This is a genomic window from Kitasatospora arboriphila, assembly GCF_039528095.1.
In the GTDB taxonomy this organism is placed as follows: Bacteria; Actinomycetota; Actinomycetes; order Streptomycetales; family Streptomycetaceae; genus Kitasatospora; species Kitasatospora arboriphila.
In genome coordinates this window covers 1-21,853 of the sequence record NZ_BAAALD010000097.1, presented here as the reverse complement: position 1 = coordinate 21,853, position 21,853 = coordinate 1, and the positions used below count along the sequence as shown (strand labels likewise).

Sequence of the window (21,853 nt, the reverse complement as noted above, 5' to 3'; positions counted from 1 at the left end):
ATCACGAGCGGCACGGATTGCGGAGTGGCACCCTCCGCCGCGGCGGGGGTCAGGACGTCCAGCCGGTCTCCATCAGCGCCTCGGCCGCGCCGTTCGCCGGCTGCGGGATGCCCGACACGTCCAGCGTGAACAGCGCGACCAGCAACTGTTCGCCGCGGACCACCGCCTGGTGCGAGTAGCCGGCCAGGGTGAACATCGCCGACGCCATCTCCTCGCTGTGCAGCGTCTGCATCCACAGGCACTCCACGGCCTTCACGTCCGCCGGGTCCGGCCAGGTGTCCACCTGCGCCACCATCCGGGAGCCGAGCAGCGTCACCGCCTCGCGGTCCTGGCCGTCCGTCAGCTCCAGGTCCTCGAAGCCCAGCCACTGCAGGTAGTGGGCCGCGGCCGGCAGCGCGTCCTGCGGCGAGCGCACCGGCTGCGGACGGAACGGCGGCCGCATCAGCCGGTGCCGGCCCGACGGCGACGCCGGCTGCTCCGGCGGCACCGCCGTGGTGTACGGGCGGGCACCCACCGGCCGGCCGGCCGGCCCCGCGGAGGGCAGCCGCGGCGCCCGGTCCACCGGCAGCCGCACCGTCGCCCCGCAGTTGCAGGTGTACTCCGGCTGCGGCCACTGGTCGTTGCGGCCGCAGTGCGGGCACCGCATGCTCAACCAGGAGTCCTCCCAGGAGCGGAAGCGCACCTGCACCGGCACCCCGCCGCGCAGCAGCGGCACCCGCAGCTGCGCCCCGCACGGACACGGCAGGCTCGGCGCCTCGTACACGTGCTCGGCCCGGCAGGCCGGGCAGCGGATCGCGGTGCCACCCGCGGACGGGGCGGGGCCGGGCGCCCGGTCGCTGAAGTCGTCGGGCTGCGGCACTGCGGTCATGGCTGGCACCGTCCGTTCGGTGTCGGCTGGGCAGGTCACCCCCCATCTTCGCTGATCCGGGCAGGTGGTGGAACGGGTTACGGCAAACCTCGGGGAGAGTCGGGGGGCGTACGACCCGTCGGCGGCGGCGCCCCCGCCGAACAGCGGGGGTGCTGGTGAACGAGGCGTACGCGAGGGGCCAACGTGCCTGCGCCGCAAGCCGGTTCATCCGGCGGACGCGGACCAGCGGGCCAGGTCCTCCGGAGTGTCCAGGTCGTCCGGCACCGCCACGTCGCCGCACTCCACCAGGAGGAGCCCCCCGGCGTGCGCGGCCAGCAGGGCGCGCGCCCCCGCGTCCCCGGTGGCCCCGGCCGCCGCCTCCGCGAAGTACCGCGCCCCGATCAGCACCGGATGCCCGCGCCGCCCGCCGTACGCCGCCGCCACCAGCTGCCCGCCCGCCCGGTGCGCCGCCAGCAGCCGCCGCACCGCCTCGGGCGTCACCCCCGGGGTGTCCACCAGCATCACCAGCACCGCCGGCGCACCGGCCGGCAGCGCCGCCAGCCCCGCCCGCAACGAGGAGCCCATCCCGCTCTCCCACGCCGGATTGTCGACCAGCAGGCAGTCGCCCGTCCGCGCCCGCGCCCGCACCTCCTCCCGGGCCGCCCCCAGCACCGCCACCACCGGCCCGCAGCCGCCCGCCCGGACGACCGCCAGCGCATGCTCCAGCAGCGGCCGCCCGCGGTGCTCCACCAGCGCCTTCGGCCGCCCGCCCAGCCGCCGCCCGCCGCCCGCCGCCAGCACCAGGGCCGGAATCCGCCGATCACTCATGCCCCCAGTCTCCCGACCCGGCCGCCGCAACGGCAGTTGGACGATCCGACAAGGAGACCTCGCAGGTCAGCGGCGGACACCGGAACTTCCGCCGCTGGCCGCGACCCCCGCCCGCACCCTGTACTGGGCGCATGGCACCCCGCTCCACCGCTCCCGGCACCGCGCAGCCCCCCGGCGGCCCGCTGGTCGACCGCTACGGCCGGATCCACACCGACCTGCGGATCTCACTGACCGACCGCTGCAACCTGCGCTGCACCTACTGCATGCCCGCCGAGGGCCTGAACTGGCTGCCCCGCCCCGAACTCCTCACCGACGACGAGGTCGTCCGGCTCGCCGGGATCGCCGTCCACCGCCTCGGCATCCGCAACCTCCGCCTCACCGGCGGCGAACCGCTGCTCCGCCGCGGCCTGCCCGGCCTGGTCGCCGCCCTCACCGCCCTCGACGGCCCGGACGGCGGCCCCGAGCTCTCGCTCACCACCAACGGCATCGGCCTCGCCCGCACCGCCGCCGACCTGAAGGCCGCCGGCCTGCACCGGGTCAACGTCTCCCTCGACACCCTCCGCCCCGAGCGGTACGCCGAGATCACCCGCCGCGACCGGCTCCCCGACGTCCTCGACGGACTCGCCGCCGCCCGCGCCGCCGGCCTCGACCCCGTCAAGGTCAACGCCGTCCCCGTCCGCGGCGTCAACGACGACGAACTCCGCGACCTCGTCGCCTTCGCCGCCGAGCACGGCTACCGGATGCGCTTCATCGAATCCATGCCGCTCGACGCCCAGGGCGCCTGGGACCGCACCCGCATGGTCACCGCCGACGAGATCCTCGCCGACCTCGGCGGCCGCTGGCAGCTCGTCCCGGTCGGCCGGCACGGCAACGCCCCCGCCGAGGAGTGGCGGATCGCCGGCACCGACACCGTCGTCGGCGTCATCGCCTCCGTCACCCGGCCGTTCTGCGGCGGCTGCGACCGCGTCCGGCTCACCGCCGACGGCCAGCTGCGCAACTGCCTCTTCGCCACCGAGGAGTCCGACCTGCGCGCCCTGCTGCGCGGCGGCGCCGACGACGACCGGATCGAGGCCGCCTGGCGGGCCACCATCGCCCGCAAGGGCCCCGGCCACGCCATCGACACGGCCGGCTTCGTCCGCCCCGACCGCCCGATGTCCGCGATCGGCGGCTGACCCGGCCCGCCCCGCCACCCCCGCGGCTTGACCCGGCACGACGGGCCCTGCTCTGCTGGTGCGCCGTCACCGCCACACCGTCGGGGGAGAACCCGTGCGCGCCCGCCCTGCCACCGCCCTGTCCGCCCTGCTGCTGCCCGCCCTCCTGCTCGCCGCCTGCACCTCCGGTACCCCCGGCAGCTCCACGGACCACGCCCAGAGCGGCGCCGTCGGCACCAGCCCGCTGCAGAACCCGGACGGCACCAGGCCCGGCCTCGCCCCGCTCACCTCCGCCGCCGACCACAAGGCCGGCCGCGACCTGATCGGCAAGGTCCGCACCGCCGCGGCCGGCCCCCGGACCGGCTACGACCGCGACCAGTTCGGCCCCGCCTGGACGGACAACGTCGACGGCACCGCCCTCGGCCACAACAACTGCGACACCCGCAACGACCTGCTCGCCCGGGACGGCCGCTCCGTCCAGCACAAGGACGGCTCCGCCTGCACCGTCACGTCCATGACCATCCACGACCCGTACACCGGCAAGGACGTGCAGTGGACGAAGGCGCAGGCCACGAAGATCCAGATCGACCACGTGATGCCGCTCTCCTACGACTGGCAGATGGGCGCCGCGAAGTGGGACAAGGCCAAGCGGGTCCGGATCGCCAACGACCCGCTCAACCTGATCCCCGCCGACGGCCCGCAGAACTCCGCCAAGGGCGACTCCGGCCCCTCCGAGTGGCTCCCCGCCGACCCGAAGATCCGCTGCTCCTACGTCGTCCGCTTCGCCCAGGTCGCCCTCAAGTACGACCTGCCGGTCACCCCGGCCGACAAGCAGACCATGCTCGCCCAGTGCAGCTGAGAGGCCCGGTGAACCGGGCTCAGGGTGCAGGGAACTGCGCAGTCCGGGACCGGCGTACCTGACAGCTCGGGTGAGCCACGTCAGGGGCGCGTGGGGGCACCTCCCGGCCGAAGGCTGGGGGGAACTGCGCGAGGCGGGAGGCACCGGTCCGTGCCTCCCGCTGCGCGCAGTTCCCCGCGCCCCCTGGGGTTCGCCTTACTGGCGAGTCCTCCTACTCGGTCGCCGTCAGGTCGTAGACGGTGGTGCTGCCGACGGTCTTGGCGGTGAAGTTCTCCGAGACCCAGGTGGCGATCTGGGAGGACTCGGAGGAGCCGCCCATGCCGCCCCCGCCACCGCCGCCGAAGCCTCCGCCGCCGATGAACCAGTGCACCTTGCCCTCCTTCACGTACTGCTGGAACTGGGCCAGGGTCAGCGAGGGGTCGGTGCCGTTGAAGCCGCCCAGGGCCATCACGGGCTCACCGGTGGCGAGCTGGTAGCTGGCCTGGTTCTGCGAGCCGACGGCGGCCGCCACCCAGGTGTACTTGTCGGCGTCCTGCTTGAGCAGGGCGGAGAGCTCGCTGCTGACCTGGGCGCCGTTGAGCAGTCCGCCCATGCCGCCCGGCCCGCCCGCGCCGCGTCCGGTCCGGCTGTCGCCGCCCGTCCCGGTGCCGGGGAAGCCCTGCCCGTTCATGCCCGGGAAGGCGTTCTGGCCGTTCTGGCCGGTCGTCCCCGGGAATCCCTGTCCGTTCATGCCGGGGAATCCGCCCTGACCCTGGGTCTGACTGGTCTGACCGGTCTGGCCGCCCTGCATGCCCGGAGGGAATCCCATGCCGCCGCCCGCCCGGAACCGGCCGCCGCCGCCGGGGCCGCCGAAGCCGCCGCCCTGGACCTGCGGGCCGGCCGTCACGATGGAGCCGCTGTGCCCGGTGGAGACGGTCTGCAGGGCGTAGGCGGTCGGCCCGCCGAGGGCCGCGGCCAGCGCCGCGATCCCGGCGACCGTGGCCAGCCGTGCCCCGACCGCCCCGCTCAGCCGTCCGGCGAGCGGCAGTGCGACCGCGGCGGCGAGGCCGCCGATCAGCACGGCCCACCGCAGCCACGGCATGAAGTCGGCGCTGCGCCCGAGCAGCACGTACGCCCAGACCGCGGTGACGGCGACGGTGCCGCCGAGCAGGGCGGCGTACGGCAGCCGGTGCCGGGCCCGCCAGAGGCCGTCCGCGCCCATGCCGACGAGGGCGGCGACCGCGGGGACGAGGGCCACCGTGTAGTACTGGTGGAAGATGCCGGACATGAAGCTGAAGGTCAGCGCGGTGCAGACCAGCCAGCCGCCCCAGACCAGGAAGGCGGTCCGGGCGCTGTCGGTGCGCGGGTGGCGGCGGGTCGCCCAGAGGCCGACCACCAGCAGGATCAGGGCGGCGGGCATCAGCCAGGCGATCTGTCCGCCGATGTCGCCGTCGAAGAGCCGGGTGATGCCGGTCTCGCCCCACATGCCGCCGCCGGCGCCGGCGCCGCCGCGGCCACCGCCGCCGACGCTGCCGGTCTCGTTGCCGGTGATCCGTCCGAAGCCGTTGTAGCCGAAGGTCACCGAGAGGAAGTCGTTGTCCTGGGAGCCGCCGATGTAGGGGCGGGCGGAGGCGGGGACGAGTTCGACGAGCGCGACCCACCAGCCGGCGGCGACGACCATGGCGAGGCCGGCCCACAGCAGCTGCCGGAACCGGCGGCCGAGCCCGGTGGGGGCGGTGACCAGGTAGACCAGCGCGAAGGCCGGCAGCACCAGGAAGGCCTGCAGGGTTTTGGTGAGGAAGCCGAAGCCGAACATCACGCCGGCGAACACCAGCCAGCGGGTGCTCGCCGTCTCGGTCGCCCGGACGACGCCGTACGCGGCCAGGGTGAGCAGCAGCACCAGCAGCGCGTCCGGGTTGTTGAACCGGAACATCAGGGCCGCGACCGGGGTGAGCGCCAGTGCGGCGCCCGCGACCAGGCCGCCGACCGGGGAGAAGCGGCGGCGCACGGTGGCGTACACGGTGGCGACGGTCGCCACGGCCATCAGCACCTGCGGTGCGAGGATGCTGCCGGAGCTCAGGCCGAACAGCCGCACCGAGAGGGCCATCGGCCACAGCGACATCGGCGGCTTGTCGACGGTGATGAAGTTCGCCGCGTCGGACGAGCCGTAGAAGAAGGCCTTCCAGCTCTGCGAGCCGGCCTGGACGGCGGCCGAGTAGAAGGAGTTCGCCCACCCGGAGGCGGTCAGGTTCCAGAAGTAGAGGGCGGCGGTCGCGGCGAGCAGCGCCAGGAACGCCGGCCGGACCCAGCGCGGGTCGTCCGCGCGGCCGCGCCAGGCTCGGGCCGGCAGGGTCCGCAGCCGGCCGGCCCACGACCCGGGCCCCTTGGGGCCGCGCGGCGGCAGCTCGGCCGGCGGGAAGAGCGGCTCGACCGTGGCCTGCCGGTCGGCGGGCGCCGGCGGCGGGTAGTTCGCGGCCTCGGGCCACGGTTCGCTGGTCGGAGGTACGGAACTGGTCGTGGTCATGGGGGATACGCTGGCGGCGCAGGCTGAGAGCCCGATGAGAGCGGCCTATGAGCCCGGTGTGATCTTCTTCGGCCCCCGGGGGACGGTCCCGGCAGGGCCGTCGGTGCGTCAGCCGGCGGGCGCGGGCGGTGCCAGGCGGCGGCCGAGCCACTCCAGGGCGGGCGGGATCTCCCGCGTCCAGGTCCGGAAGTTGTGGCCGCCGGTGTCCAGGGTGATGGTGGACATCCTGGTCGGCGCCTTGAAGGCGCCGACCATCTTCTGGGTGGCGCCGTAGTTGTGCTCGTCGTAGCTGGTGGCGAGCAGCAGCGAGACCGGCGCGGCGGGCTGCGTCCGCAGCCGCCACAGCAGGTCGTTCTCCTGCTTCAGGTGCGGCTTGCCGCCGAACAGGTCGCCGGTGGTCGGGTCGGTCGGGGCGCTGTAGTAGCCGGAGAGCGAGATCGCCGAGCGGTACGAGTCGGGCTTGCGCAGGGCGAACTTCAGGGCGCAGTAGCCGCCGGTGGAGTCGCCGACGGCGGCCCGCGCCTCGGGCCGGTCGAGGATGCGGTAGGTGCCGGCCATCGCGCGCGGCAGGTCCTCGGTGAAGAAGGTCTCCACCTGCGGGCCGCCGGGGATGTCCATGCACTCGGTGTCCCGGTTGCCGCCCAGGGTGGGCCGCATCATCACCAGCACGGTGGGCGGCAGCTGCCCGGCCTGGATCGCCTTCAGCGTGGAGTCCGGGTACTCCAGCAGCGAGATCAGCTTCTCCGCGGAGCCGGGGTAGCCGGAGAGCACCAGCGCCATCGGGAAGCGGCTGTGCGCGTAGGCAGGCTGGAAGTACTGCGGCGGCAGGTAGACGTAGGCGGGGGTGCCGGTGAGGCGGGAGGCGGCGCCGCGGATGCGGACCTGTTCGATCACCCCGGAGCGGTCCTCGGCGGAGCCCTGCGAGGAGTACATCTTCTGCTGCCCGAGGACCGACACGGCGCGGCCGCCGGGCTCGTGGTCGACGACGGTGCCCGGCTTGCCGTCGGTGCCGAGCAGGTCGCCCCAGGTGGTGTAGAAGCCGAAGTAGGCGTTGGCGATCAGGCCGATCGCCGCGAACACGGCGAGCTGGGTGCCGAAGAACGCGCCGAACCTGCCGAGCCAGGACTTCCAGCCGCGGCCGGCCAGCTTCGGCCAGAGCCACATGGTGGCGGCGAAGGCGGCCACGGCGAGGACGACGGCGAGGACGCGCAGCGGCAGTCCGGTCAGGCTCAACACGCGTTGATCGTAGAGGACTGTCAGAAAGCACTCAGAACGCCCCCAGGCGGTGTCAAGAATGTGCACGGACGGCCCGCGCGGCAGTGGACCTGACGGACGGTCGCCTGATGCCGCGGCCGGACGGGGGCGCGCTGGCGTCCGGGGGACGGGGCGGTGTGTCGGCCCGCCCGGCGGCCGGTCGGCTGCCTACGCTCGTCACCGGCCGTCAACCGCCGATCACCGTTCGCACCGCCGGACACCCCGGCGTGCCGGCACCCGACGGCCCCACGCACCGCCGGTCGTCCCCGGCCGTGCCGACCCCCGGGAGCGCGCATGCCGTCATCGCCGCCGAGCACCGCCACCGCGGAACGGACCCGCCGCCCCGGGGTGCTGCACCGGCTCGGCTCCTGGTGCGCCCGGCACGGCGTCCTCGTCCTGATCGCCTGGCTGGTGGGCCTCGGCGCCATCCAGGCCGCCGACCGGGCGGTCGGCGGCACCTTCTCGGACGACTTCAACATCTCCAGCAGCCAGGCCCAGAAGGGCCTCGACGTGCTGCGGGCGCACAACCCGGCCGCCGGCGGCGTCGGCTCGCAGATCGTGCTGCACGACGCCCAGGCGCTCACCGGCTTCAGCGACCAGATCAACCAGGCGGTCGCCAACCTGCAGCAGCTGCCGAACGTGCTGTCGGTGCAGAACCCCCTGCCGCAGCCCGGCCAGCCGACCACCCAGACCCCGAACGGCCCGCTCTCCACCGACGGGCTGACCGCCTTCATCACCTTCAAGACCGACGCCAACCCGAGTACCTACGGCAGCGACTACCTGACCAAGGTGGACGACGCGGTCGCCCCGCTGCGCCAGGCCGGGGTGCAGGTGGAGTACGGCGGGCCGCTCGGCGAGGCGGCCCGGCCGAAGGCGGACGACCGCAGCAGCGAGGCGATCGGCTTCGCGGTGGCGATCGTGGTGCTGCTGATCGGCTTCGGCAGCGTGATCGCGGCGGGTCTGCCGCTGATCAACGCGCTGATCGCGGTGATCGTCGGCCTCGGCTGCCTCGGTCTGCTCGCCGCGGCGACGACCTTCGCGACCGTGTCGCCGACCCTGGCCACCATGATCGGCCTGGGTGTCGGCATCGACTACGCGCTGTTCCTGCTGACCCGGTACCGGCAGGGGCTGATGGACGGCGCGGACCCGGCGGGCTCGGCCGGGCACGCGGTGTCCACCGCGGGCCGGGCGGTGCTGGTCTCCGGCTGCACGGTGATCATCGCGCTGGCGGGCCTGTCGGTCTCCGGGGTCAGCTTCATCTCCAAGCTGGGCCTGGCCGCGGGCGTCACCGTGGTGACGGCGGTCGCCGGTGCGCTGACCCTGCTGCCGGCGATGCTCGGCATCATCGGCCGGGCGATCGACCGCTGGCACGTGCGCAAGCCCGTCGCCGAGAGCAACGCCGCGCCGGGCGAGGAGGTCACCGGCACCTGGCACCGGTACGCACAGCGGGTGGAGCGCCACCCGTGGCGGTTCCTGGTCTCCGGCGTGGTCGTGGTGTGCGTGCTGGCGATCCCGCTGTTCTCGATCCAGCTCGGGCACATCGACGACGGCGCCGACCCGCCGTCCTTCACCGACAAGCAGGCCTTCGACCTGATGTCGGCCGCGTTCGGCCCGGGCTCCAACGGCCCGCTGACGGTGGTGATCGACCAGACGAACGTGCCGGCGGCGAACCAGCAGGCGGTGGTCACCTCCGTCCAGCAGGCCCTGGCCGGCACCCCGAACATCGCGAGCATCGGCCCGTTCGTGCCGTCCAGCGACAACGACGTGCTCACCTCCACGGTGATCCCGGCCCAGCAGCCGCAGGACGAGAAGACCACCCAGCTGGTCAACGACCTGCAGGACACCACGCTGCCGAAGGCCGTGGCGAACACCCCGGCGATCACCTACGTGACGGGCACGACCGCCGCCCAGGTGGACTTCCGCGACATCGTCGCCAGCCGGCTGCCGGCGATCATCGCGGTGGTGGTGGGACTGGCCTTCCTGATCATCCTGGCGGTCTTCCGCGGACTGCTGGTGGCGGTCAAGGCGGCGGTGCTGAACCTGCTGTCGATCGCGGCCTCGTACGGCGTGGTGGTGGCGGTCTTCCAGTGGGGCTGGGGCGGCCCGGCGCTCGGGGTGTCGGGGACGGTGCCGATCGAGAGCTACGTGCCGATGATGATGTTCGCCATCGTCTTCGGCCTGAGCATGGACTACGAGGTCTTCCTGCTGTCGCGGGTGCACGAGAACTGGACGCGCACCGGGGACGCCAAGGGCAGCGTGGCGCACGCGCTGGAGATCACCGCCCGGGTGATCACCTGTGCCGCGCTGATCATGGTGAGCGTCTTCGCGGCGTTCATCCTGAGCGACAACATCGTGGTGAAGATGCTGGGCCTGGGCCTGGCGGTGAGCGTGCTGATCGACGCCACCGTCGTCCGGCTGCTGATGGTGCCGGCGGTGCTCACGCTGCTCGGCCCGCACGCCTGGTGGACGCCCCGCTGGCTGGACAGGATCCTGCCGCACATCAACCCGGAGGGCGACGATGCCTGAGCCGCGCACGCCTACGGCGCGGCCGCCGCACCGGTGTTCCGGTGCGGCGGCCGCCGTGTGACGGACCGTCAGGTGCGGGGGAGGCGGTCCGTCACGGGAAGGAGACGACGTTGGACGGCGTGGTGGAGGTGCCCGAGGTCGGGGCGCCGGTGTCGTTCACCACGTGGGCGAACTGGCCGTTGCCGCCGAGCGAGTTGACCAGGACGTCGTGCAGCTTGACGCCGGACTTCACCGGGACCTCGAAGCCGTGGTCCATGACGATGGTCGGGTCCACGTTGAAGTAGCAGTAGCTGCCCAGGCCCCAGCCCTCGTGGGTGTTGACCGAGTCCTCGACCTTGTAGGCCGCGAAGCCGCGGGTGCTGCCGTTCTGGATCGCCGCCTGGTTGGGGGCGTCGTACGCCTTCTCGTTCTGGAAGAAGATCGTGCGGCCGCCGTTGCCCTTCCACCAGACGTCGTACTTGTTGAAGTGCTCGACGAACAGGCCGGTGGCCAGGACGTCGTTGCCGCCGACGACGAAGCCGTAGTCGGAGCGGTTGGTCTCCCAGCCGACGCCGGCGCCGTGGTCGGCGCGCCAGATCCAGGTGTGGTCGACGACGGTGTTGTTGCTGTTGATCACCATGCCGTTGGTGGCCTTGCCGGCGCCGGCGCCGCCGACCCGGACGAAGACGTCCTGGATGACGGTCGGGTCGGCCGCGTGGGAGGCGCCCGGGCCGGCGTCGCCGACCTGCAGAAGGGCGGGGGAGTTGACGGTGCCGGCGTCCAGCAGCAGGCCGGAGACCTTGACGCCGTCGACGTCGGCGACCTTCATCGCGGTGACGCCGTTGTCCGGGACGACGGTGGCGAGGCCGAGGCCGAGCACGACCGTGCCGGGGCGGGTCACGTTGATGGTCTGGTCGACGTGGTAGACGCCCGGGGTGAAGAGCAGGTTGAGGCCCTGGGCGAGCGCCTGGTTGATGGTGGCCGCGGTGGCACCCGGCTTGACCACGTAGAACTGGTTCAGCGGCACCGAGGTGCCCTGCGGGGTGCCGTTGCCCCAGGAGGTGCCGCGGGCGTTGGTGCGCTTCGCGGGCACGAAGACCTTGTAGTCGTTGCCGTCCAGGTAGAGGAACGGCTTCTCCTGCGAGACCGGGGTGGTGTCCAGCGTGGTGTACGGCGGGTTCGGGAAGCCCTGGGCGGGCGCGCCCTGGACGCCGGAGAAGGTCTGGTTCCAGACGCCGTTGGAGAAGCCGCCGATCGAGCTGTCGCGGGTGTACCACTGCTGCTGCGAGTAGTTGCCGACCTGGCCGTCGATCTTCGAGTCGGCGATGTAGCCGCCGGAGGCCCAGCCGTAGCCGTCGGGGGCGAGGTTGAGGCCGCCCTCGACGTGCATCCGGCGGAACGGCGCGGCCTGCGAGACGGCCCAGCGGTCGGTGCCGCTGACCGGCTTGAGGTGCAGGTTCTCGGCGGAGCGCCAGAAGTTCTGGGTCGCGTTGCCGTTGAACCAGCCGGCGTCGACGGTGACGTCGCCGTTGAAGGTGGTGTCGTCCGGGTTCAGGCCCAGGCCCGCGATCGAGGTGTAGAAGCCGATCTGGGCGTTGATGTTGTTGTACGTGCCGGGCTTGAACAGCAGCGCGTAGCGCTCGTTGCCGAACTGGTTCGACTCCTGCTTGGTGAAGACCTCGTCGACCTTGGCCTGGATGTTCGGCGTGGTCGGGTCGAAGACCATCACGTTGGGGCCGAGGTCGCCGCCGCCCTGCACGGGCGGGACGGTGGAGCCGCCGCCGGTGTGCACCGCGAACTCCCACAGCGAGTAGCCGTAGCCGGTGCCGCGCTGGGTGCCGTAGAGCCGCACGTAGCGGCCGGAGCCGGAGACGTTCAGGGTCTCGTTGCCGCCGGCGCCGGTGGTGGTGGAGTAGATCGTCGTCCAGGTGCTGCCGTCGGCGGAGGTCTGGATCTGGTAGGCCTTGCCGTAGGCGGCCTCCCAGTTCAGCTGGACCTGGCAGACCTGCTGCACCGAGCCGAGGTCGACCTGCAGCCACTGCGGGTCGGCCGCGGCGGAGGACCAGCGGGTGCCGGTGTTGCCGTCGACGGCGGCCGAGGCGGGGGTGCCCGCGTTCTCGGTGCTGGAGGCGGTGGCGGCCTTGCCCTGCGCGGCGTTGGTGGTGGCGCAGGTGTCCGGGGTGGTGCCGCCGAACGAGCCGTAGACCTGGAACTCCCAGAGCGAGTAGCCGTAGCCGGTCGCCCGGGTGACGCCGTTCATCCGCACGTAGCGGCCGGTGCCGGTGACGTTGAGCGTCTCGTTGCCGCCGGCGCCGGTGGTGGTGGAGTAGACGGTCGTCCAGGTGCTGCCGTCGGCGGAGGTCTGGATCTGGTAGGCCTTGCCGTAGGCGGCCTCCCACTGGAGCACGACCTTGCTGATGGTCGCCGAGGCGAGGTCGACCTGGATCCACTGCTGGTCGCTCGCGGCGGAGGACCAGCGGGTGCCGGTGTTGCCGTCGACGGCGTAGGCGGCCGTGGTGCCGCCGTTCTCGACCGACGAGGCGGTGACCGTCCGGCCCTGCGAGATCAGGGTGTCGGCGGCGTGGGCGGCACTGCCGGGGAGCGCCAGGACGGCGCCCGAGAGCAGGGCCATGCCGAGCAGGGCGGCGGAGCCGCGGCGGCCGGCTCGGGCGCCGGGGCGTGCTGAAGTGAGCCTCACGGGCTTCTCCTGCGGTGGGGGTGGGTGGGGGTTTTCGTGGGGGCGCGGACGTCGTGCGTCGGCGTGGGGACCGGCCCGTGACCGACGGGCCGGCGCGGCGCAGGGGCGCCGGAAACTACGGGGCAGGGCGGGGCCGGAATCCTTGCGGCCGAGCCGAGAGAGCGCTCCCCGGAGGGAGTCTGTGGGGCTGCGATCTCGGGTGTCAAGTCCCCGGTCGGGAGTTCCGATACGGATCAACCGGCCTGTCGCGGGCGGCCGTTGACCCGCCGCCGGGCGCAGCGGACGGCGGGTTCGCGCAGGTCGCGGGGGGTGCGGCTCAGCCGGTGGCGGCCGCGGCGGACAGCCGGGCGGGCAGCTCGCCGCCGGACTGCAGGAAGTGCCAGAGCGGCAGGGTGGCCGCGCCCACGGTGACGGCGTCCGGCCCGAGCAGGCCGAGGTCGATCGAGGTCTGCGCCCGGGGGAAGCGCAGGGCGTAGGCGGTGGCCGCGTCCCGGATCGCGGGCAGCAGGCGCGGCCCGAGCATCAGCCCGGCCCAGCCGCCGATCACGATCCGCTCCGGGTTGAACAGGTTGATCAGGTCGGCGATGGCCGCGCCGAAGTACTCGGCGGCCTCGGCCAGCAGGTCGACGGCGTCCTGCTCGCCCGCCTCGGCGGCGGCCAGCAGGGCGGCCAGCCCGGCCTTCTCGCTGGACCCGGCGGGTGCCCGGCCCCAGCGTTCGACCAGTGCCTCCGCACCGACGTAGGCCTCCAGGCAGCCGCGCGAGCCGCACCGGCAGAGCCGGCCGCCCACGTGCACCTTGGTGTGGCCCCATTCGCCCGCGCTGCTGGTGGCGCCGCGGAAGCGGGCGCCCTCGGCGATCACGCAGGCGCCGACGCCGGAGCCGAACAGCGCGACCACCGCGTGCCGGGCGCCGCGGCCCGCACCGAACCACATCTCGGCCTGGCCGAGCGTCTTGGCGCCGTTGTCCACGTAGAGCGGCAGGTCGGTGCCGGCCCGCAGCATCCGGCCGAGCGGCACGGCGTCCCAGTCCACGGTCTGGCTGTGCACCACGATGCCGAGGCCGTCGGTGCCCGGGTCGCCCTGCTCGACGATGCCGGGCACGCCGACGCCGACGCCGAGCACGGTGGCCGGGTCGGTGCCGGTGGCGTGCAGCACCTCGGCGAGCCCGGTGAGGATCAGCTCCACCACGTGGTCGGAGTCGTGCCCGCAGTCCGAGAGCGGGTGGTCGCTGGCGGCGAGCTCGGTGAGCCCCAGGTCGAAGAGCGCGACCCTCACCTGGGTCTCGCCGACGTCGACGCCGACCAGGTGGGCCCGCTCGGGCGGCACCTGCAGCAGGATGCGGGGCCGGCCGCCGTCCGACTCGACCGATCCGCACTCCTCGACCAGCCCGTCCGCCAGCAGCTCGCCGATCACGTTGCTGACCGAACCGGCGCTGAGCCCGCTGATCTGGCCCAACTCCTGCCTGCTGAGCGGCCCTTCGAAATACAACCGTTGCAAAAGGGTCGATCTGCTGCCGCGCCGCAGGTCGCGGACCGTTTGCTTGCCTCGCTCTGCCATCGGTTCTCCCTCCTGCAGCGAATCTAGCGCTGCACGTCCTCTTGACGCCAGCTTTTCTCACACGTTAAATCACGGCCTGAAGAAAGCCCTCTCCGGGACTCGCACCCCCGGCCGGGGCCCTTCCCACCCCCACCACGCCATCCACCCGCCCGAGAGGGGCATGGTCATGCGTATCAACCGTCTGGCTGCCGCGACCGCCGTGGTCGCGACTCTTGCACTCACCGCCACCGCCTGCGGAGGCGGCTCCAGCACCGGCGGCTCCGGCGACAACAGCAGCCCCAAGACGCTGACGTACTGGGCCAGCAACCAGGGCACCAGCCTCGAGAACGACAAGCAGGTCCTGGAGCCCGAGCTGAGAAAGTTCGAGCAGCAGACCGGCATCAAGGTCAAGCTCGAGGTCATCCCCTGGTCCGACCTGCTCAACCGCATCCTCGCCGCCACCACCTCAGGCCAGGGCCCCGACGTCCTCAACATCGGCAACACCTGGTCCGCCTCGCTCCAGGCCACCGGCGCCCTGCTGCCCTTCGACGACGCGGCCTTCGGCAAGATCGGCGGCAAGGACCGCTTCCTGCCGGCCACCATCGCCTCCGCCGGCGCGGCGGGCAAGGACCCGGCCGCCGTCCCGCTGTACTCGATGGCCTACGGCCTCTACTACAACAAGAAGATGTTCCAGGCCGCCGGCATCGAGCGCCCGCCGGCCACCTGGGACGAGCTGATCGCCGACGGCCAGAAGATCACCAAGGACGGCAAGTTCGGCATCGCCGTCGAGGGCGGCAACGTCTCCGAGAACGTCCACCACGCCTTCACCCTCGGCAAGCAGCACGGCGCCGACTGGTTCGACGCCTCCGGCAAGCCCGCCTTCGACACCCCCGAGGCCGTCGCCGCGATCAAGCAGTACGTCGACCTGATCGCCAAGGACAAGATCGCCGCCCCGGGCAACGCCGAGTACGCCAACAACCAGACCGTCACCGACTTCGCCACCGGCAAGGTCGGCATGATGATGTGGCAGTCCGCCGGCGCCAACCTCAAGTCGCACGGCATGAACCCCGACGACTACGGCGTCGCCCCCGTCCCCGTCCCCACGGGCGCCTCCGGCACCAAGCTCACCAGCTCCATGGTCGCCGGCATCAACCTCGCCGTCTTCAAGAACACCAAGAACCTGAACGGCGCGCTGGACTTCGTGAAGTTCATGACCAGCAAGGACGAGCAGATCCAGCTCAACAAGACCTACGGCTCGATCCCGCCGGTCAAGGAGGCCCAGGGCGACGCGGCCTTCGCCACCCCCGAGCTCCAGGCCCTCTCCAAGGTCCTCGGCTCCAGCGCCCAGCCGCTCCCGCAGGTCGCCAACGAGAGCCAGTTCGAGACCCTGGTCGGCACCGCCGTCAAGAACCTGCTCGCCGCGGCCGCCGCCGGCAAGCCGGTCACCGACGAGTCCGTCAAGGCCGAACTCACCAAGGCCCAGCAGCAGATGCCGGCCAACTGACGTGCGACAGCGACTCGGCCGAATCGGCCTGCCCTACCTGCTCCTGCTCCCGGCGCTGCTCCTGGAGCTGCTGATCCACCTGGTGCCCATGGTGGTCGGCATCGTGATGAGCTTCAAACAGCTCACCCAGTTCTTCATCCGGGACTGGTCGTCCGCACCGTGGACTGGCCTCGGGAACTACCACCTGGCGGTGGACTTCAGTGCCCCCGTCGGCCAGTCGCTGCTCAACTCGTTCTGGGTGACCTGCGCCTTCACGATCCTCGCCGTCGGCCTCTCCTGGCTGGTGGGCACCACGGCGGCGATCATGATGCAGGACGCCTTCAGAGGCAGGGGGCTGCTCCGCGCAGCCTTCCTGCTGCCCTACGCCCTGCCGGTCTACGCGGCCGTCATCACCTGGTCGTTCATGTTCCAGCGGGACACCGGACTGGTCAACCACATCATCCACGACCAGCTCCACCTCACCTCGGACCGGCCGTTCTGGCTGATCGGCGACAACAGCTTCACCGCGCTCGTCACCGTCTCCGTCTGGCGCTCCTGGCCGTTCGCCTTCCTCACCCTGACGGCCGGTCTGCAGAACATCCCCCGCGAGCTCTACGAGGCCGCCGCGATGGACGGCGCCGGCGTCTGGCAGCAGATCCGCCGGATCACCCTGCCCTCGCTGCGGCCGGTCAACCTGGTGCTCGTGCTGGTCCTCTTCCTCTGGACCTTCAACGACTTCAACACGCCGTACGTGCTGTTCGGCAAGTCGGCACCGGAGGCCTCGGACCTCATCTCCATCCACATCTACCAGTCCTCCTTCGTCACCTGGAACTTCGGCGCGGGCTCCGCCATGTCGGTGCTGCTCCTGCTGTTCCTGCTGCTGGTGACGTCGGTCTACCTGTTCATCACCTCGCGTCGGAGGGGCGCCGATGATTAACCCGCCCGCGTCCTTCCGGTGGATCCGCCGGATCGTGCTCGCCCTGCTCGCGGTCTTCACCCTCGTCCCGGTCGGCGTCATGGTCAGCTCCTCGCTGAAGCCGCTCCAGGACGTCCAGGGGCCGTTCCGCTGGATACCGAGCACGCTCACCGTCCGGCCCTACTTCGACATCTGGAAGACCGTCCCGCTCGGCAAGTACTTCGTCAACTCGATCATCGTGGCCGGCGGAGCGACGGTCTTCTCGGTGCTCATCGCGATCCTCGCCGCGTACGGCGTCAGCCGCTACCGCTTCCGCGGCCGCCGGCTGTTCACCGTCACCGTGCTGTCGACGCAGATGTTCCCCGGCATCCTCTTCCTGCTGCCGCTGTTCCTCATCTTCGTCAACATCGGCAACAGCACCGGCGTCGCCCTCTACGGCAGCCGCGGCGGACTGATCCTCACCTACCTCACCTTCTCGCTGCCCTTCTCGATCTGGATGCTGGTCGGCTACTTCGACTCCATCCCGCGGGACCTGGACGAGGCAGCCCTGGTCGACGGCTGCGGCCCCGTCCGGGCCCTGGTGCAGATCATCATCCCGGCCGCCATCCCCGGCATCGTCGCCGTCGCCGTGTACGCCTTCATGACCGCCTGGGGCGAGGTCCTCTTCGCCTCCGTCATGACCAACGACGAGACCCGCACCCTCGCCGTCGGCCTCCAGGGCTACGCGACGCTCAACGACGTCTACTGGAACCAGGTCATGGCCGCCTCCCTGGTGGTCAGCGTCCCGGTCGTCGCCGGATTCCTCCTGCTGCAGCGCTACCTCGTCGCCGGGCTCACCGCCGGCGCCGTCAAGTGACCCTGATTGAAAGGCCAGTTGTGAACGACCTCAACGCCCTGCCGGACGACTTCGTCTGGGGCGCGGCCACCTCCGCGTACCAGATCGAGGGTGCCGTGGACGAGGACGGCCGCGCGCCCTCCATCTGGGACACCTTCTCCCACACCCCCGGGAAGATCGACAACGGCGACCACGGCGACACCGCCTGCGACCACTACCACCGCTACAGCGAGGACATCGGCCTCATGAAGCGGCTCGGCCTCGGCGCCTACCGCTTCTCCGTCGCCTGGCCCCGCGTGGTGCCGCAGGCCGACGGCCGGATCAACGCCGAGGGCCTCGCCTTCTACGACCGCCTGGTCGACGGCCTGCTGGACGCCGGCATCACCCCGCACGGCACCCTGTACCACTGGGACCTCCCGCAGGCCCAGCAGGACCGCGGCGGCTGGCCCGAGCGCGCCACCGCCGAGCGCTTCGGCGAGTACGCGGCCGTCGTCGCCGACCGCCTCGGCGACCGCGTCAAGCACTGGGCCACCCTCAACGAGCCGCTCTGCTCCTCCTGGATCGGCCACCTCGAGGGCAAGATGGCCCCGGGCTGGACGGACCTCACCGCCGCCGTCCGCACCTCGTACCACCTGCACCTGGGCCACGGCTACGCCGTGCAGGCGCTGCGCGCGGCCCACTCCGACCTCCAGGTCGGCATCGTCAACAACCTCAGCCCGATCATCCCGGCCAGCGACAGCGAGGCCGACCGCCTCGCCGCCGTCCGCGCCGACGGCCACATCAACCGCTGGTGGCTCGACCCCGTCCTCGGCCGCGGCTACCCCGAGGACATGGTCAAGCTCTACGGCGTCGAACTCCCCGTCCGGGACGGCGACATGGAGCTCATCTCGGCCCCGCTCGACTGGATCGGCCTCAACTACTACTTCCGCCAGTTCGTCGAGGACGACCCGACCGGCGCCGTGCCGCAGTTCCGGCAGGCCCCCGGCCGCAACGCCGAACACACCGCCATGGGCTGGGAGGTGGACGCCAGGGGCATCCACCAGCTGCTGATGCGCCTCACCGAGGAGTACGGCGTCCGGAAGATCTACATCACCGAGAACGGCTCCGCCTACCGCGACACCGTCACGGCGGACGGCCGCATTGAGGACCCGGAGCGCACCGCCTACCTGGAGGGCCACCTGGACGCCTGCGCCCGCGCGGTCGCCGAGGGCGCCCCGCTGGCCGGCTACTTCGCCTGGTCACTGCTCGACAACTTCGAGTGGGCGTACGGCTACGACAAGCGGTTCGGCCTGGTGCACGTCGACTACGACACCCAGCAGCGCACCGTGAAGGCCAGCGGCGAGCGGTACGCGGAGATCATCCGCAACCACCGCGCCCGCTGACCCGTGAGGGTTCCGGCCGCGGCGGCCGCCGGAACCCTCACGGCCACCACCCGGGGGCGCGGGGATTCGCGCAGTCCGAATGGCGCAGATCCGCCCCGGCCTTCGGCCGGGAGGTACCCCCAGCGCCCCTTGTGCGTCGTCCTCGCAGGTCCGCTCCGGCCCGGGGGCGGCTAGGATCGCGGGCATGGCCCTGATCATGAGCGACGTGGACCGGTTCGAGGCCGCGAGGCCCCGGCTGGAGGCCATCGCCTACCGGTTGCTCGGTTCGGCGAGCGAGGCCGAGGACGCCGTCCAGGAGACCTTCCTGCGCTGGCAGGCCGCCGACACCGAGCGGATCGAGGTGCTGGAGGCCTGGCTGACCAAGGTCCTTACCAACATCTGCCTCAACGTGCTCACTTCGGCACGCGCCCGGCGCGAGACGTACGTCGGGGCCTGGCTCCCCGAGCCGCTGCTCGCCGGCGACCCGATGCTCGGCCCGGCCGACACCGCCGAGCAGCGCGACTCGGTGTCGTACGCCGTCCTCGTCCTGCTGGAGCGCCTGTCGCCCAACGAGCGGGCGGTGTACGTGCTGCGCGAGGCCTTCGGCTACCCGCACCGCGAGATCGCCGAGATCCTCGGCATCAGCGAGGCCGCCAGTCAGCAGATCCACCACCGGGCCAAGAAGCACGTCGCGGACGGCAGGGCGCGCACCGAGATCGACGAGGCCGCCGCCCGGCGGATCGTCGAGGAGTTCCTCGCCGCGGCGACCAGCGGCCGCACCGAACCCCTGGTGCGGCTGCTCACCCAGGACGCCGTCTCGGTCGGCGACGGCGGGGGGAAGGTCCCGGCCCGCGCGAAGGCGTTCGAGGGCGCGCTCGCGGTCGCGAAGTTCCTGCGCGGCCTGTTCAAGCCCAGCGAGGCCAAGCGGGCCCACATCGGCGGCGCGGCCGAGATCCACGTCGCGATCGCCAACGGCGGTCCCGCCGTCGTGGCGGTCGTGGACGGCCGGGTCGTCGGGATCACCTGCCTGGAGGTCACCGCCGACGGCATCGCCGCCGTGCGCAGCCAGGTCAACCCCGACAAGCTCGTCCGCGCGACCGGACAGTGGGCCGCCGAGGACCACGGGAGGGCCCCGCTCGTCGTCCTCTGAACCCTCCGACCCGATGTGACGTGCTTCACACTCCGACCCTGTCAGGAAATCCCGGGCTGCCCGGTTCAAGGGGCGAAACCGCGCAGAGACAGCGGCGGAACCTCCAGACAGGAGCACGGACATGCAGCACCGCATCGTCGTCCTCGGAGCCGGCTACACCGGAGCCGTCGCCGCCGGCCGCCTCGCCAAGCGGCTGCACCGCGAGGACGTCGCCATCACCCTCGTCAACCCCGAGCCCGACTTCGTCGAGCGGGTCCGGCTGCACCAGCTCGCGGCCGGCCAGGACCTCAGGCCCCGGCCGTTCGACGAGATGTTCGCGGGCACCGGCGTGGCACTGAAGCTCGCGAAGGTCACCGCCGTCGACGTGGACCGCAAGAGCGTGACCGTCACCGCCGCGAACGGCCACGGCCGGGAGGAGCTGGCGTACGACACCCTGGTCTACGCCCTCGGCAGCGGGTGGAACGACGGGGGTGTCCCCGGCACCGCCGAACACGCCCACGACATCTCCGGCCGCCCCGGCGCCCTCCGCCTCCGCGACCGGCTCGCCGCCCTGGAGGCCGGCCGGCCCGTTACCGTCATCGGCGGCGGCCTGACCGGCCTGGAGGCCGCGACCGAGATCGCCGAGGCCCGCCCCGACCTCGACGTCGCCCTGGCCGCCCGCGGCGCCCTCGGCGACTGGCTCTCGGACAAGGGCCGCGCCCACCTGCGGAAGGTGGTGGACGGGCTCGGCATCACCGTCCACGAGAACGCCGCGGTCACCGCCGTGGCGGCGGACCGCGTGACGACCGCCGACGGCCGGGACATCCCCGCCGCGGTCACGATCTGGACCACCGGCTTCGCCGCCCACCCGATCGCCGCGGCCACCACCCTGGAACTCGCCGAGGGCGGCCGGATCGTGGTCGACGGCACGATGCGCTCGGTCTCCCACCCGGACGTGTACGCCGTCGGCGACGCCGCGATGGCGATCGGCCCGGAGGGCAAGCCGCTGCGCATGTCCTGCGCCTCGGGCGTCCCGATGGCCTGGCAGGCCGCCGACGCCCTCGCGGCCCGGCTCGCCGGCACCAAGGTCCCCCGCGTCCCCGTCCGCTACTTCCAGCAGTGCATCTCCCTCGGCCGCAGGGAGGGCCTGATCCAGTTCGTCACCGCCGACGACCGGGCGGTCGACCGCGCCCTGACCGGCCGCGTGGCCGCCCTCTACAAGGAACTGATCTGCAAGGGCGCGGCCTGGGGCGTCGCCAACCCGACCGCGGGCATGCCCTCCCGCCGCCGACGCATCGTCCGCCACGAGCTCCCCAGCCCCGCACGGGCGGAGGCCGTGGCCTGACACGGAGGGGCAACGGCTGGGGGCGCTGGGGGCACCTGATCTGCGGTTCGGTCCTAGCTTCGCGGCAGGCGGCGGCGCCAGTGGCGTTCGAAGATCACGTCGCCGCCCTCCAGGGCGCGCAGGTGGTCGTGGACGGTGAGGTGCCCGGCGTCGCAGCTCGCCTCGGAGCGGAGCTGCAGGGTGACGTCCCAGCCGATGTCCGTCCGCTCCAGCCGGAGCGTCCGGTCGGTCCTGGCCCGGGCGCCCAGCGGGTCGTCGGTCCGGATCCGGTACGCCTCCAGTACGTGCTCCTCCTCGGCGAGGCCGTCCGGGTGCACCGTCGCCCCGGCCGGCCGGGCAAGCTGCAGCCGCCACTCGCCCGCGGCCACGTCGTGCACCACCTGCCGCTCCGGATGCGAGACCAGCGGTTCGGGGTGCAGCTCGGCGGGGACGGGCGCCTGCTCGGGCGGGTCGAAGGTGACCGGCCCGCTGCCGGCGTCCGCCGCCAGGTGCCGCACCGGCAGCGTGAGGACCCCGCCCCCCCGGTCCACCCCCCCGCCAGCGACCCCGCCCAGCTCAGCGAGGAGCTGGCGGCGACCAGTGCCCGGCTGGCGGAGTCGCGC

16 protein-coding genes are annotated in these 21,853 nt (G+C 72.6%); 9 read left to right on the top strand and 7 right to left on the bottom strand.

Annotation, left to right across the window (positions count from 1 at the left end):
- Positions 1-49 precede the first annotated feature (49 nt).
- A complete protein-coding gene (locus ABD353_RS32740; RefSeq protein WP_344627319.1) occupies positions 50-868 on the bottom strand; it encodes a hypothetical protein in 819 nt (272 codons plus the stop codon).
- A gap of 204 nt (positions 869-1,072) precedes the next feature.
- Positions 1,073-1,675 carry a nucleotidyltransferase family protein gene (locus ABD353_RS32735; RefSeq protein ID WP_344627318.1) on the bottom strand — a complete coding sequence of 201 codons (603 nt, stop codon included), beginning with the start codon at positions 1,673-1,675 and terminating at the stop codon, positions 1,073-1,075.
- A gap of 131 nt (positions 1,676-1,806) precedes the next feature.
- Between ABD353_RS32735 and moaA the strand changes: the two genes are divergently transcribed.
- A complete protein-coding gene (gene moaA / locus ABD353_RS32730) occupies positions 1,807-2,847 on the top strand; it encodes a GTP 3',8-cyclase MoaA (protein ID WP_344627317.1) in 1,041 nt (346 codons plus the stop codon).
- A 94-nt stretch (positions 2,848-2,941) separates the two neighbouring features.
- A complete protein-coding gene (locus tag ABD353_RS32725; RefSeq protein ID WP_344627316.1) occupies positions 2,942-3,685 on the top strand; it encodes an HNH endonuclease family protein in 744 nt (247 codons plus the stop codon).
- 211 nt (positions 3,686-3,896) lie between these two features.
- Here the strand turns inward: ABD353_RS32725 and ABD353_RS32720 are convergent, their stop codons facing one another.
- Positions 3,897-6,188, bottom strand: coding sequence for a mannosyltransferase YkcB-related protein (locus tag ABD353_RS32720; RefSeq protein WP_344627315.1), 2,292 nt, complete (start codon positions 6,186-6,188; stop codon positions 3,897-3,899).
- A 108-nt stretch (positions 6,189-6,296) separates the two neighbouring features.
- On the bottom strand, positions 6,297-7,424 hold the full coding sequence (locus ABD353_RS32715; protein ID WP_344627314.1) for an alpha/beta hydrolase: 1,128 nt from the start codon (positions 7,422-7,424) through the stop codon (positions 6,297-6,299).
- 312 nt (positions 7,425-7,736) lie between these two features.
- On the opposite strand from ABD353_RS32715, the gene ABD353_RS32710 reads away from it, so the two are divergent.
- Positions 7,737-9,968 (top strand): MMPL family transporter, encoded by a 2,232-nt coding sequence (locus tag ABD353_RS32710; protein WP_344627313.1) that lies wholly within the window; start codon positions 7,737-7,739, stop codon positions 9,966-9,968.
- Between the two features lie 91 nt (positions 9,969-10,059).
- Here the strand turns inward: ABD353_RS32710 and ABD353_RS32705 are convergent, their stop codons facing one another.
- On the bottom strand, positions 10,060-12,579 hold the full coding sequence (locus tag ABD353_RS32705) for a discoidin domain-containing protein (RefSeq protein ID WP_344627324.1): 2,520 nt from the start codon (positions 12,577-12,579) through the stop codon (positions 10,060-10,062).
- Positions 12,580-12,961: 382 nt separating this feature from the next.
- Complete coding sequence (locus ABD353_RS32700) at positions 12,962-14,203, bottom strand: ROK family transcriptional regulator (protein ID WP_344627312.1); 1,242 nt, start codon at positions 14,201-14,203, stop codon at positions 12,962-12,964.
- A gap of 166 nt (positions 14,204-14,369) precedes the next feature.
- Between ABD353_RS32700 and ABD353_RS32695 the strand changes: the two genes are divergently transcribed.
- The 6 genes from ABD353_RS32695 to ABD353_RS32670 all read left to right on the top strand — a co-directional run bounded on the left by ABD353_RS32695 (position 14,370) and on the right by ABD353_RS32670 (position 21,251).
- Entirely contained in the window at positions 14,370-15,686 is a 1,317-nt protein-coding gene (locus ABD353_RS32695; RefSeq protein WP_344627311.1) for an ABC transporter substrate-binding protein, read from the top strand.
- Position 15,687: 1 nt separating this feature from the next.
- A complete protein-coding gene (locus ABD353_RS32690; protein WP_344627310.1) occupies positions 15,688-16,602 on the top strand; it encodes a carbohydrate ABC transporter permease in 915 nt (304 codons plus the stop codon).
- The gene (locus tag ABD353_RS32685) at positions 16,595-17,437 is read left to right on the top strand and encodes a carbohydrate ABC transporter permease (RefSeq protein WP_344627309.1); all 843 of its coding nucleotides are present in this window, start codon (positions 16,595-16,597) and stop codon (positions 17,435-17,437) included. The genes ABD353_RS32690 and ABD353_RS32685 overlap by 8 nt, the downstream gene beginning before the upstream one ends.
- 20 nt (positions 17,438-17,457) lie before the next feature.
- The gene (locus ABD353_RS32680; RefSeq protein ID WP_344627308.1) at positions 17,458-18,798 is read left to right on the top strand and encodes a GH1 family beta-glucosidase; all 1,341 of its coding nucleotides are present in this window, start codon (positions 17,458-17,460) and stop codon (positions 18,796-18,798) included.
- 184 nt (positions 18,799-18,982) lie between these two features.
- Entirely contained in the window at positions 18,983-19,927 is a 945-nt protein-coding gene (locus ABD353_RS32675) for an RNA polymerase sigma-70 factor (protein ID WP_344627307.1), read from the top strand.
- Between the two features lie 121 nt (positions 19,928-20,048).
- A complete protein-coding gene (locus tag ABD353_RS32670; protein WP_344627306.1) occupies positions 20,049-21,251 on the top strand; it encodes an NAD(P)/FAD-dependent oxidoreductase in 1,203 nt (400 codons plus the stop codon).
- A gap of 53 nt (positions 21,252-21,304) precedes the next feature.
- Here the strand turns inward: ABD353_RS32670 and ABD353_RS32665 are convergent, their stop codons facing one another.
- Positions 21,305-21,748, bottom strand: coding sequence for a hypothetical protein (locus tag ABD353_RS32665; RefSeq protein WP_344627305.1), 444 nt, complete (start codon positions 21,746-21,748; stop codon positions 21,305-21,307).
- Positions 21,749-21,853 lie beyond the last annotated feature (105 nt).